Below are 16,556 nucleotides of genomic sequence, written 5' to 3' on the forward strand. Positions count from 1 at the left end.
TATTTATGTATCAATTTATTTTAGCGTACACTATCCCATGAATTGTGAATTGTGCTGACATAAATTTAATTTACACGGTATACACCCGATGCAATCAGCCTAAATCCATCCACCGATAAATTGTATAAATAAACCCAGCACTCAACTGTTGTGTCAGCCGCCTCAACCGACATCAATTCTCTTACATATAAATTTGGCTGCGCTTCATCCGGTCCAAACCCTTCGTAGTGGTCCAGTTGTTTGAATACCTGTTTTGTATTATTTAACTTGTAAATTTTTCCGTAGACATAATTTTTGCCTTCGCTATCGACAACGGCTCCGGGATATTCACCCATATCATAAAGTCTGCCTTTAAATTTACCATCAGCATAAAAAGTACAATTGGCGTTGAGATAGGCGCCAAATTCGTTCTGCTTATCCAGCAGCGTACCGTAGACAAATAAATAGGGGCTTCCGTTTTTCATTTCAATCGTAAAGATATCTCGTGTTGGGTACGGACGCAATATTTTCCGCCTTTGGTGAATGATTTCTTTATTGTTTAACACATTAAATTTATCTTGCTTAAATTGCCACGCCAATTAGTTGATGCGCCATGAACGAAGAACAGGTAAAAGCCTATATACAGGATAACGATATAAAAAAAATAAAATTTGCCTTTGCAGATATCGACGGGGTATTGCGGGGTAAGGTAATTCACCCCAAAAAGTTCCTGGATGGGCTTGAAGGCGGCTACGGCTTTTGCGATGTAGTATGGGGTTGGGATAGCAGCGACGCCTGTTATGATAACGTAAAGCTTACCGGCTGGCACACCGGCTACCCCGACCAAATGTGCCGTATCGACCTTTCAACTTTCCGCACTGTGCCATGGGATGAAAATATTCCTTTCTTTTTAGGGGACTTCAGCAAAGCAGATGGCAATGATTTGCCGGCCTGTGGGCGCAGCCTGTTAAAACGAATTGCTAAACAATGCGCTGATATGGGCTATCATGCAGAGTTTGCCCAGGAGTTTGAGTGGTTCAACTTTAGCGAAACACCGCAAAGCCTTAAGGAAAAGAGCTTTACCAATTTAGAAAGCCTTACACCGGGCATGTTTGGCTACTCGATACTGCGTACATCATTAAACGATGAGTTTTATAATGACTTGTTTGATTTGCTGCTACAATTTAACGTCCCGCTTGAAGGTTTGCACACTGAAACCGGCCCCGGGGTTTACGAAGCTGCCATACTGCATGATGGCGTTTTAGAAGCGGCTGATAAAGCCGTGCTGTTTAAAACAGCAGTAAAGGAGATTGCCAACAAACACGGCATTATGGCAACCTTTATGGCCAAGTGGAACGAAAACCTGCCCGGTTGCAGCGGTCACCTTCACCAAAGCCTTTGGACAAAAGACAAAGCAAAAAACCTGTTTTACAGCGCGGACGATGAGTTTAACATGAGCGACTTGCATAAACATTATCTTGCCGGTCAGCTGCATTGCCTTCCGCAAATATTGCCCATGTATGCGCCTACAATAAACAGCTACAAGCGCCTGGTTGAAGGCGCCTGGGCGCCAACTACTGTAACATGGGGTATCGATAACCGAACAACTGCGTTACGTGTTATCCACACATCCGAAAATTATACCCGCTTGGAAACCCGCATCCCCGGTTCTGATACTAATCCATACCTTGCTATGGCTGCGGCCCTGGCATCGGGCTTATATGGTATTAAAAATAAACTGCCCTTAAATATTCCGGCAACAGTTGGCAATGGTTACCAGGATAAACGCAATGGCAGCCTGTCATCAAACCTCTTTGATGCGACCAATATGATGAAAAATTCGGCACTGGCGAAACAATTGTTCGGTGACCCTTTTGTAGACCATTTTACAAATACCCGCCTCTGGGAATGCCGGCAGTTTGGGAAATCTGTGACTGATTGGGAACTAAAGAGGTATTTCGAAATAATCTGACCTGGATTAAGAGATTTTATGGATTAAAACGGATGCCTTTCCGCAGATTATTGATTTGATTTTTAAGTATGCCGGAGCAATTAAAGTATGATGATATTACGCATAGAATAATTGGTTGCGCGATGCGTGTCCATTCGGCACTGGGTAATGGGTTTGTGGAATCCGTTTATCAAAACTCCTTGGAAATTGAAATGAAATCGGAGGGACTTGCATTCGAAAGAGAAAAAGTCATGTCGATTTTTTATCGAAATATCGAGGTGGGCAGGCGGAGAGTTGACTTTTTCGTTGAAAATTTAATAATGGTTGAATTGAAAGCGATAATAGAAACCGAAGACGTTCATCTTGCGCAAGCATTAAATTATTTAGAAGCGTACAATATCGAAATTGGCTTGTTAATAAACTTTGGTAGTAAATCTTTAACATTCAAGAGGCTTATAAATAAAAAATTCAAATAAATTTTAACATGAAAAACTTTAAAATTCATAAATACCGGTTAGTGTTGTTTAATAAAAAATTAACCGCTTAATTTGGCAATCTTATAAACTGTGATGTTGTACCGGCAAAGCGACATCCATAAAAATCTCTGAAATCCATAAATCCCGGTTCAGAAAATGAATAAAAAAACAACACAAAATACCATTCTTCCATCCTTCCCGGTTCGTGCATCCAAGGTTCAAATTAAAATTGATTATGAAGCCGTATTGAAAAAAGCATGGGAGGGATACGATTCGTCAAAAACGATAAGGGAAATAGAGGATATCAGTGCGATGGTTTCAACTAACCATGTGTTCCGCATTACGTTCGAGGATGATGATATTATAATTGCCAAGCTGTCGTATTTTGGTAAATACGAACACTTTAAAGAAGATCACCGTATTATCCACGCGCTATCAAATAACCTGCTCTATCCTTTCGAAAACCTGCTTTCGAAATCACTTTTAAAGAATAACAGGGTATATGTTTATCGGTACAAACAAGGTAAAACAGATGCCTGGGTTATTTTTTACAACCCAACGCGCATACTTGAACGTTTACCGCGGCGGCTGGAAGAGCATCACATTATTAAATTAGGGCAGCAGGTTGGCAAGTTTCACAAAGCTTGCTCAAGGGTGAAAAACGTACTGCCAAAATCGTCGAAAACATTACGCACGGATATTTTTGCATTGCAAAAGGAACTGGAAACCAACGAAAAGCAGTTTGGCACCCCAATGCAGGTCGATCTACTAAAATATCACTGCGATCTTTTCCTTAAAAACCGCTCGAAGTACAATATGCACTCCTTCGAGATTATACCTGTTTTTATCGACTGGAACATCGGTAATTTTTCAGTAACATCCGATTTGGAACTGTATTCGCGCTGGGACTACGATTGGTTCCGAATGAGCTACCGGATACTGGATTTTTACTTTTTTAGCCGAGTCTGTTCAGACAGGGGCGACCGCACGGTATTCAGCTACGTGATAACCACCATGATGGAAGACAGGTTTATCCTGTTTTTAAAGGAATACCACAAGGTAAACCCTATAACTGCCGACGAAATCAGGTTTTTAAAAGAGGCTTACCGCTTTTTTATTTTAAATTACGTGATAAAGGATGGCAAATACTTTTTTAATGAACAATATGCCAAAAAACTGCAATCCGAAGCTTTTTCAATCTACCTGCCATCAGTCGATCGTGATTTTGATGCGGAGAAGATAATTAGTGCTTTAGGGTTGTAATAAATAGTTGATTAAGTTGAACAAGAGAGCGGTTGATTAGGTTGTGGGGAATTCGGCGAGATCCAAAAGAAAGCAACAAGGAACAAATATTTTTAACTCAATCAACTTAATCAACCCAATCTAACTCAATCAACTCATCTCCATGAAACGCATAGAAAACTTTAAATCGATAATTGATAAATACGATATCATATTTTTTGATGCGTTCGGCGTAATAAAAACCTACCAGGGGTTAATGCCCGGGATAGAAAAGACGTTTGAGTATTTACTGGCGCAAGGCAAAGAGTATTACATAGTAACCAATGATGCCTCACGAAGCCCGGCGCAACTGGCAGAGAGTTACCATAAAAATGGCTTGTCGGTTATTACTTCGGATAGAATTATATCATCCGGCATGCTTACCAAAGAATATTTGGATTTAAAGGTGGATGACGGCATAGTAGCATTTTTAGGCACGCCGGAGTCGTCGCATTACATCGAGAGTTCGGGGCTGCATACTTTGCCGGTTCGCGAAATTGACAGCAGCAATATCGACAAAGTTAACGCCCTTGCTTTCTTGGATGATGAGGGTTTCGATTGGTGTGCCGATTTAAATAAAACCGTAAATATCCTGCGCAAACGTACCATCCCGGTAATAGTTGCCAATACCGACAGGGCGTACCCGGTTTCTATTCATGACGTAGGCATAGCAATAGGAGGTATAGCCGCGATGATTGAGAGTATTATCGGCAAACAGTTTATCCGCTTTGGCAAGCCTGATTCGCAGATGTTTATGTTTGCTTATGATATGATACGGGAGTACAGGCCAATTACCAAAAAACAAATAGTGATGGTGGGCGACACCCTGCAAACCGACATTTTAGGCGGCAATAAATTCGGCTTGGATACAGTACTCGTATTGTCGGGCAATACATTGGCGAAGGACGCTGATAACCGGATAACATCTACCGGCATTGTGCCTACCTATATCTGTGATTCGGCAGTGGTTGATTTGACAGGGTTTAGGTTTTAGAAAATAATTTAGGATTTGTTTGATAAAGACGCGATGCATCGCTTCACTTCACTACGATAAACACGTAAAGTGATACCTATGAAAAAGTTCATAAATATTTTGTTAGCAGTATTGGCCTTCAATTCTGCATCCGCGCAGCAAAAAACATTCGCCAATCCACTACTTCTGTCCGGAGCCGACCCTTGGGTAATTTATCATGCAGGCTATTATTACTATACCAACTCCATGGGCAGTAAGCTTATCCTGTATAAAACAAAAAACATGGCTGATTTAAAATCGGCACCGAACAAAACCATTTGGACACCGCCGGCCGGCACCATGTATTCGAAAGAACTTTGGGCGCCCGAACTGCACTTTATCAACCATAAATGGTACATGTATTTTGCAGCAGACGACGGCGACAACGACCATCACCGCATTTATGTGCTGGAAAATCCATCGGCCGATCCAATGCAGGGCGATTGGACTTTTAAGGGAAAGGTAGGCGACGAAACCAATAAATGGGCCATTGATGTTTCGGTGTTTGAAAATAAAGGTAAACTATACATGATTTGGGCCGGCTGGGAAGGCGATAAAAACGGTGAACAGGATATCTATATCGCGGAGCTAAAAAATCCGTGGACAATCGGTAGCAAGCGGGTTAAAATATCGAGCCCGAAATATGACTGGGAAAAATACGGCGACCTGGGCGAGAAGAGCAACCCGCCGCATGTAAATGTAAACGAAGGCCCGGAGGTATTAAAGCATGGAAACAAACTGTTTTTAATATACTCCGCTAGCGGCTGCTGGACAGATTATTATGCATTAGGAATGCTAAGCACATCGGCAGATAAAAACTTGCTCGATTCAACTTCCTGGGCAAAATCAGAAACGCCGGTTTTTAAACAATCAATTACCAACAAAGTGTACGCACCCGGACATAACTCATTTTTTAAATCGGCCGATGGCAAGCAGGATTGGATAATTTACCACGCCAATTCGCAGCCGGGGCAGGGATGCGGTAAAGACCGGTCGCCCCGCATGCAGCAATTTACCTGGAATAAGGATGGTTCGCCAAATTTTGGTGTGCCGGTTAAGGAAGGGATGTACCTGAACGCGCCGTCGGAATAAAGAGAATTTATTCCTACATTCACGTTTGGTAAATTATAAATACCCCTGAATTTTTACGGCATTTTCTTAACAAACTGACCCATTATGAAGAGGTACTATTATATGATGGTCCTGTTATTTTGCTGTGTTTGCGCCTCAGCCCAATCGAAAGCCGACCGTATAGACACCCTGATGCAGGCTTACCACCGCTTTAACATGTTTGACGGCAGCATACTTGTTGCCGAAAATAACCAGGTGATTTACAAAAAAGGTTTCGGGCTTGCCAACCGGGAGTGGAACATCCCGAATACTACCGACACGAAATTTATGCTCGGGTCTATCTCTAAGTCGCTTACGGCATATCTGGTGCTGATACAGGTGCAGAAAGGGCTTATTGATCTAAATAAAACCATCAGCGATTATATACCGTCCTATTCCGAAAAAAATGGACGGCGTATAACCATCAGGCAATTACTTAGCCACACTTCGGGCATTGCGGGATATGAGGCAATTCCTGATTTTTTTCCGCGCGTTACGCGGCAATATTACAACAGGGAAGATTACATCAAACTATACATGGATTCGACCCTGCTTTTTACGCCGGGAACCAATTACAATTATAGCAGTTGGGGTTATTATACGTTGGGATATATATTAGAGCGCGTATCCGGTAAATCGTACGCGCAGCTGATGAAAGAGGATATTTTCGATAAGCTGGGCATGAACAGTTCGGGTTCTTATTATCATACGCAGGTGGTTTCCAAACGGGCAACCGGGTATGATTACAGCCTTGGCGGATACACAAGTTCCGATTTCAGGGACCAGTCGAACACGCTGGGTACCGGGGATATTTATTCGACGGTGGAAGATATGTTTAAATGGCATGTGGCAATATCTGATAACCGGTTGCTAAACAAACAACTAACTAAACAGGCCTTTACGCCAGGCATCCGCCCGTGGCGGTATGGCTTCGGCTGGTTTAATCAAAACTTTAAATACACCGACAAGGATAGCGTTTTCACCAACTATCACCTGGGGATGACCGAAGGGTTCCTCTCCTTTATTGTGCGCGTACCTGAAACCAACAGCTTTATTATTTTCCTGTGCAATAGCGCACCTACCGATTTTTTTGGCATCACCAAATCGCTGCTCAAAATATTGTACAATAAACCGGTAGCCATAAAACAGCCGGTGCACAAAGTTGTTGAACAGGTAATCAGTAAGTATGGCGTTGTTGCCGCGATTAAGCAATATGACATACTCAAAAAAGACACCGCGCATTTTTTTGTGGAATGGTGGAACATGGACAGGGTAGGCCATCAACTTCTTGACCTAAAAAGATATGACGAGGCACTGTTGATTTTTAAGAAGAATGCCGAAGAGTTTCCCGGCCACGATATCATATTCGACAGCTTAGGTAGAGCGTATGAAGAAATGGGACGAAGAGATGAGGCCATAGCAACCTACAAAAAAGCTATCAGCATCAATGCAAAAGATGAAGAGGCAAGGGGGCGGCTAAAAAAGCTTGAAAGTAAATAGCAGCACGGTCACTTCACGCGAGGCGGCAGCCGTGCGCAAACACATTAATCCCTACCGGGAAATTTACATTAAGCAGGGCCCAATACACCCGGAGGGTTGAAAGGGGGCGATCCATTAGCACAGGTCGCTGGTCTGTGGCAAAAAAAAACGTGTGATATAGTTAACACAATTTTAATCCTGCTACTGTCTTTATGTTTTTTATTGTATGTTTGACATATATAAACCATCAAAACCACGCATGAGAGTTAAAGTTATCCTTGCCGGGCTGCTGCTGATGTTCAGCTCCGCTGCTATAGCGCAAAAGGCGTCCGTCCCGGGCTTATGGTCTGTTGAAAAAGCCAATGCCTGGTATGCGCAGCACAAATGGATAAACGGCGCCAATTTTACGCCCAGCACAGCCATTAACCAGCTGGAAATGTGGCAGGCTGATACGTTCGACCCCGCAACGATCGACCGTGAACTAGGCTATGCTGAAGGTATTGGTATGAACACGATGCGGGTGTTTCTGCACAGCGTGGTATGGAAAGAAGACCCCTCCGGCTTTAAAACTCGGATAAATAAGTACCTCGCCATAGCGGATAAGCACCACATACAAACCATTTTTGTGTTTTTTGATGACTGCTGGAACCCCAATGCGCATCCCGGTAAACAGCCGGACCCAAAGCCGGGTATCCACAATTCGGGCTGGATGCAGGACCCCGGTGTGCCACTTACAAACCCCGCGCAATACGCTGGTCTGCAAATTTATGTGAACGATATATTAACCACCTTTAAACACGACAAACGCATATTATTGTGGGATTTATACAATGAGCCTGGTAATGGCGATAAAAATAAAATAGCCGCCACTCTTTTGGCTAAGGTGTTCACATGGGCACATGCTATACGGCCCGACCAGCCGGTAAGTGCAGGTGTTTGGAACCAGGAACTGAAAGAACTTAACCAGGTTCAGGTTGAAAACTCGGATGTGATAACCTACCACAATTACGAGACGCCGGACATGCACCAGCACGAAATTGACTTTTTGAAGCTTTACCAGCGCCCTTTGATATGTACCGAATACATGGCAAGGCCACGCAGCAGCACCTTTGAAAATACGATGCCAATGCTGAAAAAGGACAATGTAGGGGCTATAAACTGGGGTTTTGTAAGCGGTAAAACCAATACCATTTATGCCTGGGATACCCCAATGCCTGATGGCAGCGAACCGAAAGTTTGGTTTCATGATATTTTCCGCAAGGATGGAACGCCATACAAACAGGAAGAAGTTGCCCTGATAAAGCAATTAAACGATAAATAAATACTAACCTTAACAAAACCAAATAACTAAATTAGCAACCCTATGAATCTTATTAAAAACATTTCTGCAATAATGTTACCTGCCTGCATTTTCGCGATGTCGGCCTGTAACCAACCATCAACTGATAAAAAAACAACCACCATGACCGACAGTACAACACATGCTGCCCTGCCCGACACTTCCGCTTACGCAAAAACTATTAACGGCAAACAAACCCACTTATATATTTTAAAAAATAAACATGGTATGGAAGCCGCTATTACCAATTACGGCGGTCGTGTAGTAAGCATTTTAGTGCCTGATAAAGCTGGTAAGATGACTGACGTTGTATTGGGATTTGACAGTGTAGGTGGTTTTGTTCATTCAACCGAGCGTTATTATGGGGCAACCATAGGCCGTTACGGTAACCGGATTGCAAAGGGCAAATTTAAGATTGACGGTAAGGAATATCAATCAAGTACCAACAACGCGCCAAATATGCTGCATGGCGGTAAAAACGGTTTCCAGGAAATGGTTTGGGATGGCAAACAAATTGATTCAACAACTTTGGAGCTAACTTATCTTTCGAAAGATATGGAAGAAGGATTCCCAGGCAATCTGAAAGTGAAAGTAACCTATTCGCTTACCGATGATAATTCTTTTAAATGTGAATACGAAGCCACTACCGATAAAACGACCGTAGTGAATTTAACCAACCACGCATTTTTTAACCTGAACGGCGAAAGCAGCGGCACTATTTTAAACCATACTTTACAGGTTGATGCTGATAATTATATCCCGGTTGATTCGACACTTATCCCGTTTGGCAAAATAGAAACAGTTGCCAACACACCGTTTGATTTCCGTAAATCAACAGCAATAGGCGCACGCATAAACGATGATAACGTGCAGCTAAAAAACGGTAAAGGCTACGACCATAATTTTGTACTGAACAAACATGATATGAAAACCCCGATTGCCGCCATCACCGGCGACAAAAGCGGCGTAAAAATGGAAATCTTTACCGAAGAGCCGGGTCTGCAGTTTTACAGCGGTAACTTTATGAAAGGCGCCAATGCTATGAAGAATGGTAAAAAGGATGAATTCCGCACCTCGTTCGCGGCAGAGACACAACATTATCCTGATTCACCAAACCAGCCTTCGTTCCCCTCAACATTGTTGAAACCGGGGCAAGTTTATAAAACGCAATCGATTTATAAGTTTTCGGTGGTTAAGTAAACCAATTAAAAAAAAGCAGCATTGTCATTGGGCAATGCTGCTTTTTTGTTTTATCGCATCACCGGCACATTAATAAAACTATCGTTCCCCCACCATATCTTCAGGGGTCCGCCGGCGTCTTTAATAGTTTCTTCACTTACATCTTTACCGGTTCCATAATTAACCTGGGCAAACGGGTTTTTATCTATGTTTAAAACAACCAGTAACCTGCTGCCTTTGCTTAGCCGCCTGCTCACCATGCGCGTACGGGTAAATGGTATGGTTTCTTTAACACCCGGGTGCAACAAGTGGCGCACGCTTGCATCTTTAGCATAGCTCGCACGCCCCAGGTAGTAAGAAAGTTCAAAGTAGTCACCGTTTGGCATTACTTCGTAAAGCACAACCCCGATATCCATATCTTTTTTATTGATGATGGCCTTTAGTTCGCCTGTAAATATGCCATTAACCTGTATGGGCTTATCAAATGGTTTGCTGATAAAGAACAGACCATTACTGCGGTTAAGCTGTTTTTTAATGATAGGGTCGGGGTAATAATCGTTATTGGAAGTCGTGCGATCGGCAAGGTTGACTTCCTGGTACAATGATGCTGGTTTGACCGGCTTTTTATCAACCATCAGGTAGTTGCTGTCGGCTTTAATGTTGGTGAGGTACAGCTTTAGGGTATTGTTGTACATTTTATCTAACGACGGCGCGTGTTGCCAAACATTGGCGCCCATCACCTCGTAATTTATTTTATCTTTTAAAATGGCAGGCTTTCTGCCGCCTTTCAGTATGTAATCAAACCACTCGAAAGTAATATCCCGGGTGTGCATTGGCGCCACAGGATCGAGATGGTAATCCCTTAAAACCGCCGTGCCGCCTTGCTGAGTTCCAAAATGATCGTATGGGCCTATAATGAGGTAATGGTTGGCTTTCGGGTTATATTTATAATGATCGAGGACGTATTGCATACCTGAGATCTGCCCGTCATCATAGTATCCTTCAAAAGTTAGCACCGGTATATTTATTTTGGCGAAATCAGTTTTATAAGGCACCATAGCCTGCCAGTATTTATCGAATGCAGGATGTTTCAGCCATTTTTGCTGCCATGGGTTGGGCGTGCCATCAATGCTGTCGACTTTATTAAATGCCGCGCCGCTATTGTACCAATTGTTGCGAAGATTGCTCCAGCGTTGATTGTCGTTGTTTACTGCATCGTCCGTGTATTTGTTGTTGGTTACATAAAAAGCCCACTGGTAATTTACATTCAGGAAGATGTTATTTTCCATAGGTACGCCTTGCCCCGGTATGGCTGCCACATAAGGCACTATGGTTTTAAGGGCTTTGTTCATGTGTTTTGTTGCCGCCCATTGTGAAAAGCCCGAATAGCTGCCGCCGTACATGCCCACTTTGCCATTACTCCAGGGTTGAGCGGCTATCCAGTCAATTACCGTGTTTACGTCTTCATTCTCATGCTCGTAAGGTTCGATGGGGCCGGGGCTTAGCCTTTTGCCGCGCGTGTCGGCTACAATCCCAACGTAACCACGAGCGGCTGCGTTCTTTGCTTCGTACAAACTTCGCTCAAGGTTTGAGTAAATAAAAAACAGCATTACGGCCGGCTGCGGTATATCGATGCCTCTTTTTCGAACTACTACAGCCGAGAGTACCACTCCGTTTTTCGCTTTTATAAAAACACTATCCTGTATAATGTAACGGCGGTTATCATCAGCCTTTTGTATCGTTTTGCTAAGCGGTTCTATGTCCTCAAGAACATGCATGAGATTGTAGGCTTTGCAAAGTTCAATAGCATCTTTAATATCCAGGCTATCCTTTTGTTGTTGTTTAACTAACCCGCTTTTAAAGTCTGATTTTAAGTCGCTTATCCCACTTCTGCTGGTGAACGAAAACGATAACGAAACCGCGCTTTTATCATCCAGCGTTCTGAAAAAGTCTCCGGCCAAATTGTAAAATGCCTGCTTAAACGGAATTCCTTTTGTCTGCTTTGCGAGTTCGGCCCGGCAAAACAATTCGTATTGTGCATACAATAAAGCGGGGTACTGCGTGCCATCGGTTTTTGCAATTTGGCGTAATGCTGCTATGCTGTTTAGCGCATCAGTGTATTTACCGGCAATAATTTGGAGCTTAAACAAATTATCGAGGTAGGCTTTTTTATCGTCGTTTGTTTGATATTGGTTAATCACCTCATTTGCCAAAACCTGTATTTGTTTGGCGACAGCAACGCTGTCGGTACTGTTTATTTGGGGGAAATAGACGTTTTGCGCGCGACTGAAAGCGCTTATAATAAGGCATAGCAATGCCATACAGAGTTTTCTGTTCATGATTTTTTAAATTAAATATTGATTTGATTTATGTTTTCACCAGCTTTTTCAGCTTTACCGATTGCCGGTCGGATGCCTCGGGCGCATCGCCGGTTTTTAGTAATACTTTAAGTTTACCGCCTGGTAACGGAATTATTTTATCGATATAATTAAGGTTGATGATTTGTGCCCTGTTCACCCGGAAAAATAAAGATTCATCGAGTTTTTGTTCCAATAAATTCAATGAGGTTTTTAAAAACACACTCTTATCGTCAAAAAATAGGCGTGCATAATTATCCAAAGACTCAATCAGATGCACCTTGTTCCAACTGATAAAATGATATTGCTGCCTGTCCTTAACAAATATCCTGTCATCATTTTTTGAGGCTGATTTCACTTTCAGCTGCTCCATCGCTTTTGCAAAACGTTCCTCGCGTATGGGTTTCATCAGGTAGTCAATAGCACTTACCTCGAAAGCTTTTACAGCGTATTGGTCGTATGCGGTGGTAAATATAACTTGAGGCACATTATCCAGTGATTCCAATAAATCGAACCCTGTTTTTTCCGGCATTTGGATGTCCAGGAATAACAGATCAGGCTTTTTTATGTCGATTTGTTCTTTTGCATCATCTGCATTTTTTGCTTCGCCAATTATTTCAACGTCCGGGTAGCTTTTCAATAAAAGCTTTATCTCCTCGCGGGCATTGCGCTCATCATCAATAATTAAAATTTTTAATTTTTTCATGCTGATGGGATGCTTATGGTGGCTAAAACAATATCATCCAGTTCGCCTGTTATAGCAAAAGTGGCGCGGCCTTTATATTCGAGCGCTAGTCGCTCTCTCAAGTTTTTAAGGCCAACGCCATCGTCGCCGGCTTCTAAAAAGCCTGGATTTTGCACTGTAATTTTAACAAAGCCCCCGGTTTTTTCCGTGCGTATGGTAATTAACCCGCCGTCCTTTCTTTTGGCAATTCCGTGCTTTATTGCATTTTCGACGAGGGTTTGTATACAAAGCCGGGGGATTTGGATAGCAACCAGATCATCATCAACGTTAATTGCGAATTGCAGCCTCTCTTCAAATCTTAATTTTTCCAGTTCAAGATAGTCTTTAACCAAATTAATTTCGTCACGCAGGCTGATCTGCATTATCTCACCATTGTAAAGGCTGGTACGCAACAGGTCCGACAGCAAATCAATCGCCCGCCTTGCCGATTTGGGGTTGTCAATAACCAGCGCCTTGATGTTATTTAATGAGTTGAACAAAAAATGCGGGTTAAGTTGTGCCGATAAATTGCTCAATTGTGCCTCACGCGATATAATGGCCAACCGTGCATTTTCCTTGCTTGTGCGTATTTCCCGTTGTGCATAGTGATACATGTGATAAGCCAGCAACCAGATAGACATGAGCCTGGTGCCGCCTATAAAAATGGCCTCCGCATTCTGTTTGAAAAAATCGGCATAAGTCTGCACCGGCGACTGGAAAAACCAAAACTGAAACAGGTATAATTTAACTGTAGTAGCAAGCGTGTATGCAACGCCCATAACAACGGCGCCGGGGATAATGCGTTTAAGCAATTGCCCCAAGTTTAGGTTTTGGAAGTTATGCCTTAATGCATAATTGCGGTATAAATGTGTAAGCAAAATATAAATAACCACATCGCTTATAAATTGTAGGGCGGCCAATAACCAGCTAAAGTGCGTACTGCGTGTGAACCCACGGTACTCCCAATACAGGGCTGCAACACTCCAGCCAATAAACTGGCATTTCCAGTAAAGCGATATGTTTATTTTAGGGCTCAATTGTTGTTTCAACTAATATTTTAATCAAAGCAACGAAATTATTGGCAACTAAAAAGATAAAGTACAGGAGCGCGGTGTTTGGGGGATAGGCGGGGAGATATAGCTAAAATGACTACAATGAACGTTTTGCTGCGAAATTTGATTCAATAGCCACTGGATGTCGCCAAAATTTCACAAAAATGGCACTAAAAACAACCCGTTTAACGCACCGTAAAACAACATTGATTTTAGAGTATATATATTATTGATTAACAGCTTTTTATAGCTATGCGATGTTCAGGTATTGATCCAGGTGGTGATCCAGGTCTTGTTCCAGGTAGCGTTACACTAAATAAAAACAAAAACCAAAACCAAAACAAGTAGTAGAAGTAATAGCGTAATTGTGTTTTTTAGGATGATATTTTATCAAACAAATAATCGCCTGAACACCCCTTGATGCTGTACAAATAAAGAAAAAAGTTGCGCCAAAAAAGAAAGTAATTATACACATTCACGGTATTTATGGTTTACTTTTTTTTATTTTTTGTACTTTTGTCTAGTGCCAATCCCGCACAATAGTATGCATTTTTTATATCCTGCCTTCCTATTTGCATTGGTAACGCTGGCCATACCCATTCTTATACACCTGTTTAATTTCCGCAGGTATCAGAAAGTATATTTTAGCAATGTGCAGTTTTTAAAGGACGTGCAGGAGCAGCAATCGCACCGGCGAAACTTAAAAGAACGGCTCATACTGGCGGCAAGGTTATTGGCTTTATTGTTCCTGGTGCTGGCATTTGCCCGACCATTTATCCCCGGAAAAAACGCAGCCAATGCAGGCAAACTGCAGGCCGTAAGCATTTTTGTTGACAATTCATACTCCATGCAAACCCTTAACCGCGAGGGCACCTTGCTCGATGAGGCCAAACGCCGCGCCAAGGAAATTGCATCGGCCTACAGTATAAACGATAATTTCCAATTACTTACACAGGATTTTGAGGGCAAGCACCAGCGCCTGCTAAGTCGCGATGAGTTTGATGATGCCGTTGATGCGGTAAAGATCAGTCCGCAAAGCCGTAGTTTGCAGCAGATAATCAGCAGGCAGCAAAGTCTGCTTGACATGCACCGCGGAGGTATTCGTTCAATTTATATCGTTTCTGATTTCCAGGACAACATGGCTGCCGGCCGGCCGGTTAAGGCTGATACAGGAACGCGAATAACGATGGTACAGCTAAAAGCTAGTACCCTGCCAAATGTTGCGGTGGATTCAGTTGCTTTACTTAGCGCGATACACCGTCCCGGCGAAAGCGAAAAGCTGGTAGTGCGCTTGCATAACTATGCCGATAAATCTGCAGAAAAAATTCCGCTTAAGCTGGTGATAAACGGCGAACAAAAGGCCTTGGGCAGTTATACCGTTAAGGCGCGCTCGGTTCAATATGATACTTTAACGTTTTCGGGCCTGAAACCGGGCTGGCAGCGGGCCGAAATAACCTTGCAGGATAACCCGGTAACTTTTGATAACCAGTTTTATTTCGCTTTTAATGCCGCGCAGCAGATGCATGTGTTGCTGATTGACGGCGGTACTGCCAACCTGTATTTAAAAGCCGTATTTGCTGCCGACCCATTTTTTGCTGCCAAACGTGTGCCTGATGGCAATGTTGACTATGCGGCTTTAAACACCTACCCATTGATTATTTTAAGCGATGTAGATGCCATTTCAACCGGGCTTTCGCAGCAATTGAAGAGCTATGTGAGCAAGGGTGGCACATTGGTTGTTTTCCCGTCGGTTAATGCAGATGTTGCCAGCTACCAGTCGTTGCTGCAACCGTTAAACGCCGCTTATCCGCAGAAAATAACTACCGAAGAAACAAAAGTGACCGCTATTAACCAGCAAAGCCAAGTTTTTAAAAGCATCTTCGAAAGTTTTCCGCAAAACCCTGATCTGCCGCTGGTAAAAAAATATTACGAGTTAAGCTCATCAACCGGCAACCGTGCAGAAACTTTGATGGGCATGCCCGGCAACAAAGTTTTTTGGGCCGGCTACAAAAGCGGCAACGGCAAAGTATTCCTTTCTGCAGTGCCGCTTAACGAAGATTTCAGCAACCTGCCGCGCCATGCACTGTTTGTGCCTGTGATGTTCAGGATAGCCTTATTAAGCGGGCACGACCAACCTTTGTTTTATACCCTCGGCAAAGATGAAAATATTGAAACCCTGCCCATACAAACCAACGAAAAGCAGTTGCATAAACTGGTAAAAGGCACACAAAGCATTATCCCCGATACCAAACAGCAGGAGGGAAGCACCCTGGTTTACGTTGCCGACCAATTGCATGAAACTGGAATTTACGATTTGAAAAAGGTTGACAGCACCGTTGCCGTGCTGGCCTTTAACGATAACAGGAGCGAGTCGGACTTGAGTTATTTGACCAATGCCCAAATGGCCATAGCCGTACCACAGGTTGCCGAAATAATGGAGAGTGGTAAAGGCTCGTTAAAAGGGAACGTAACTGAAACAAATTTCGGGTTACAATTATGGAAACTTTGTATAATTTTGGCATTAATTTTCCTGGCTGCCGAAATACTGCTGATTAGGTTTTATAAAACCACCTATCGCAACGTAGAGCAACAGGTTTAAATGGATAAAAAACCCACC

The 16,556-nt window shown here is 42.9% G+C and carries 13 protein-coding genes; 9 read left to right on the forward strand and 4 right to left on the reverse strand.

All coding sequences use genetic code 11. The annotated features are described in order from the left end of the window. Positions 1 to 65: 65 nt before the first annotated feature. Positions 66 to 464, reverse strand: coding sequence for a gamma-glutamylcyclotransferase family protein (locus Q0R52_RS20875; protein ID WP_295798020.1), 399 nt, complete (start codon positions 462 to 464; stop codon positions 66 to 68). Positions 465 to 592: 128 nt separating this feature from the next. Between Q0R52_RS20875 and Q0R52_RS20880 the strand changes: the two genes are divergently transcribed. The 8 genes from Q0R52_RS20880 (at position 593) to Q0R52_RS20915 (ending at position 9,827) form a co-directional block, all read left to right on the forward strand. Continuing rightward, a complete protein-coding gene (locus tag Q0R52_RS20880) occupies positions 593 to 1,951 on the forward strand; it encodes a glutamine synthetase family protein (RefSeq protein WP_295798023.1) in 1,359 nt (452 codons plus the stop codon). Positions 1,952 to 2,019: 68 nt separating this feature from the next. Further along, positions 2,020 to 2,406, forward strand: a complete 387-nt coding sequence (locus Q0R52_RS20885) for a GxxExxY protein (protein WP_295798027.1) — start codon at positions 2,020 to 2,022, stop codon at positions 2,404 to 2,406. A 156-nt stretch (positions 2,407 to 2,562) separates the two neighbouring features. Then, positions 2,563 to 3,669, forward strand: coding sequence for a hypothetical protein (locus Q0R52_RS20890; RefSeq protein ID WP_295798028.1), 1,107 nt, complete (start codon positions 2,563 to 2,565; stop codon positions 3,667 to 3,669). A 142-nt stretch (positions 3,670 to 3,811) separates the two neighbouring features. Further along, entirely contained in the window at positions 3,812 to 4,681 is an 870-nt protein-coding gene (locus Q0R52_RS20895) for an HAD-IIA family hydrolase (protein ID WP_295798031.1), read from the forward strand. 78 nt (positions 4,682 to 4,759) lie between these two features. Continuing rightward, positions 4,760 to 5,791, forward strand: a complete 1,032-nt coding sequence (locus Q0R52_RS20900) for a glycoside hydrolase family 43 protein (RefSeq protein WP_295798033.1) — start codon at positions 4,760 to 4,762, stop codon at positions 5,789 to 5,791. 84 nt (positions 5,792 to 5,875) lie between these two features. Beyond that, a complete protein-coding gene (locus Q0R52_RS20905) occupies positions 5,876 to 7,309 on the forward strand; it encodes a beta-lactamase family protein (protein WP_295798036.1) in 1,434 nt (477 codons plus the stop codon). A 238-nt stretch (positions 7,310 to 7,547) separates the two neighbouring features. Beyond that, positions 7,548 to 8,609, forward strand: coding sequence for a glycoside hydrolase family 2 TIM barrel-domain containing protein (locus Q0R52_RS20910; protein WP_295798038.1), 1,062 nt, complete (start codon positions 7,548 to 7,550; stop codon positions 8,607 to 8,609). A 42-nt stretch (positions 8,610 to 8,651) separates the two neighbouring features. After that, positions 8,652 to 9,827, forward strand: a complete 1,176-nt coding sequence (locus Q0R52_RS20915; protein ID WP_295798040.1) for an aldose epimerase family protein — start codon at positions 8,652 to 8,654, stop codon at positions 9,825 to 9,827. A 50-nt stretch (positions 9,828 to 9,877) separates the two neighbouring features. Here the strand turns inward: Q0R52_RS20915 and Q0R52_RS20920 are convergent, their stop codons facing one another. Genes Q0R52_RS20920 through Q0R52_RS20930 form a run of 3 tightly spaced genes read right to left on the reverse strand, consistent with a single transcriptional unit; the run spans position 9,878 to position 13,936 of the window. Next, a complete protein-coding gene (locus Q0R52_RS20920; RefSeq protein ID WP_295798043.1) occupies positions 9,878 to 12,145 on the reverse strand; it encodes a CocE/NonD family hydrolase in 2,268 nt (755 codons plus the stop codon). Positions 12,146 to 12,173: 28 nt separating this feature from the next. Further along, positions 12,174 to 12,869: a response regulator gene (locus tag Q0R52_RS20925; RefSeq protein WP_295798045.1), complete on the reverse strand. Its 696-nt coding sequence runs from the start codon at positions 12,867 to 12,869 to the stop codon at positions 12,174 to 12,176. Further along, positions 12,866 to 13,936, reverse strand: a complete 1,071-nt coding sequence (locus Q0R52_RS20930) for a histidine kinase (protein ID WP_295798048.1) — start codon at positions 13,934 to 13,936, stop codon at positions 12,866 to 12,868. The genes Q0R52_RS20925 and Q0R52_RS20930 overlap by 4 nt, the downstream gene beginning before the upstream one ends. A gap of 547 nt (positions 13,937 to 14,483) precedes the next feature. Here Q0R52_RS20930 and Q0R52_RS20935 point away from each other — a divergent pair. Continuing rightward, entirely contained in the window at positions 14,484 to 16,538 is a 2,055-nt protein-coding gene (locus tag Q0R52_RS20935; protein WP_295798051.1) for a BatA domain-containing protein, read from the forward strand. Positions 16,539 to 16,556 lie beyond the last annotated feature (18 nt).

It is taken from the genome of Mucilaginibacter sp. (assembly GCF_025359345.1).
Taxonomy (GTDB): domain Bacteria; phylum Bacteroidota; class Bacteroidia; order Sphingobacteriales; family Sphingobacteriaceae; genus Mucilaginibacter.

What these genes read in the sequence shown, in the direction of transcription:
- Q0R52_RS20890 (WP_295798028.1), top strand. Translation starts at nt 2,563, where the DNA reads ATGAATAAAAAAACAACACAAAATACCATTCTTCCATCCTTCCCGGTT.
- Q0R52_RS20915 (WP_295798040.1), top strand. Translation starts at nt 8,652, where the DNA reads ATGAATCTTATTAAAAACATTTCTGCAATAATGTTACCTGCCTGCATT.
- Q0R52_RS20920 (WP_295798043.1), bottom strand. Translation starts at nt 12,145, where the DNA reads ATGAACAGAAAACTCTGTATGGCATTGCTATGCCTTATTATAAGCGCT.
- Q0R52_RS20895 (WP_295798031.1), top strand. Translation starts at nt 3,812, where the DNA reads ATGAAACGCATAGAAAACTTTAAATCGATAATTGATAAATACGATATC.
- Q0R52_RS20885 (WP_295798027.1), top strand. Translation starts at nt 2,020, where the DNA reads ATGCCGGAGCAATTAAAGTATGATGATATTACGCATAGAATAATTGGT.
- Q0R52_RS20880 (WP_295798023.1), top strand. Translation starts at nt 593, where the DNA reads ATGAACGAAGAACAGGTAAAAGCCTATATACAGGATAACGATATAAAA.
- Q0R52_RS20900 (WP_295798033.1), top strand. Translation starts at nt 4,760, where the DNA reads ATGAAAAAGTTCATAAATATTTTGTTAGCAGTATTGGCCTTCAATTCT.
- Q0R52_RS20910 (WP_295798038.1), top strand. Translation starts at nt 7,548, where the DNA reads ATGAGAGTTAAAGTTATCCTTGCCGGGCTGCTGCTGATGTTCAGCTCC.
- Q0R52_RS20875 (WP_295798020.1), bottom strand. Translation starts at nt 464, where the DNA reads ATGAAAAACGGAAGCCCCTATTTATTTGTCTACGGTACGCTGCTGGAT.
- Q0R52_RS20935 (WP_295798051.1), top strand. Translation starts at nt 14,484, where the DNA reads ATGCATTTTTTATATCCTGCCTTCCTATTTGCATTGGTAACGCTGGCC.
- Q0R52_RS20925 (WP_295798045.1), bottom strand. Translation starts at nt 12,869, where the DNA reads ATGAAAAAATTAAAAATTTTAATTATTGATGATGAGCGCAATGCCCGC.
- Q0R52_RS20905 (WP_295798036.1), top strand. Translation starts at nt 5,876, where the DNA reads ATGAAGAGGTACTATTATATGATGGTCCTGTTATTTTGCTGTGTTTGC.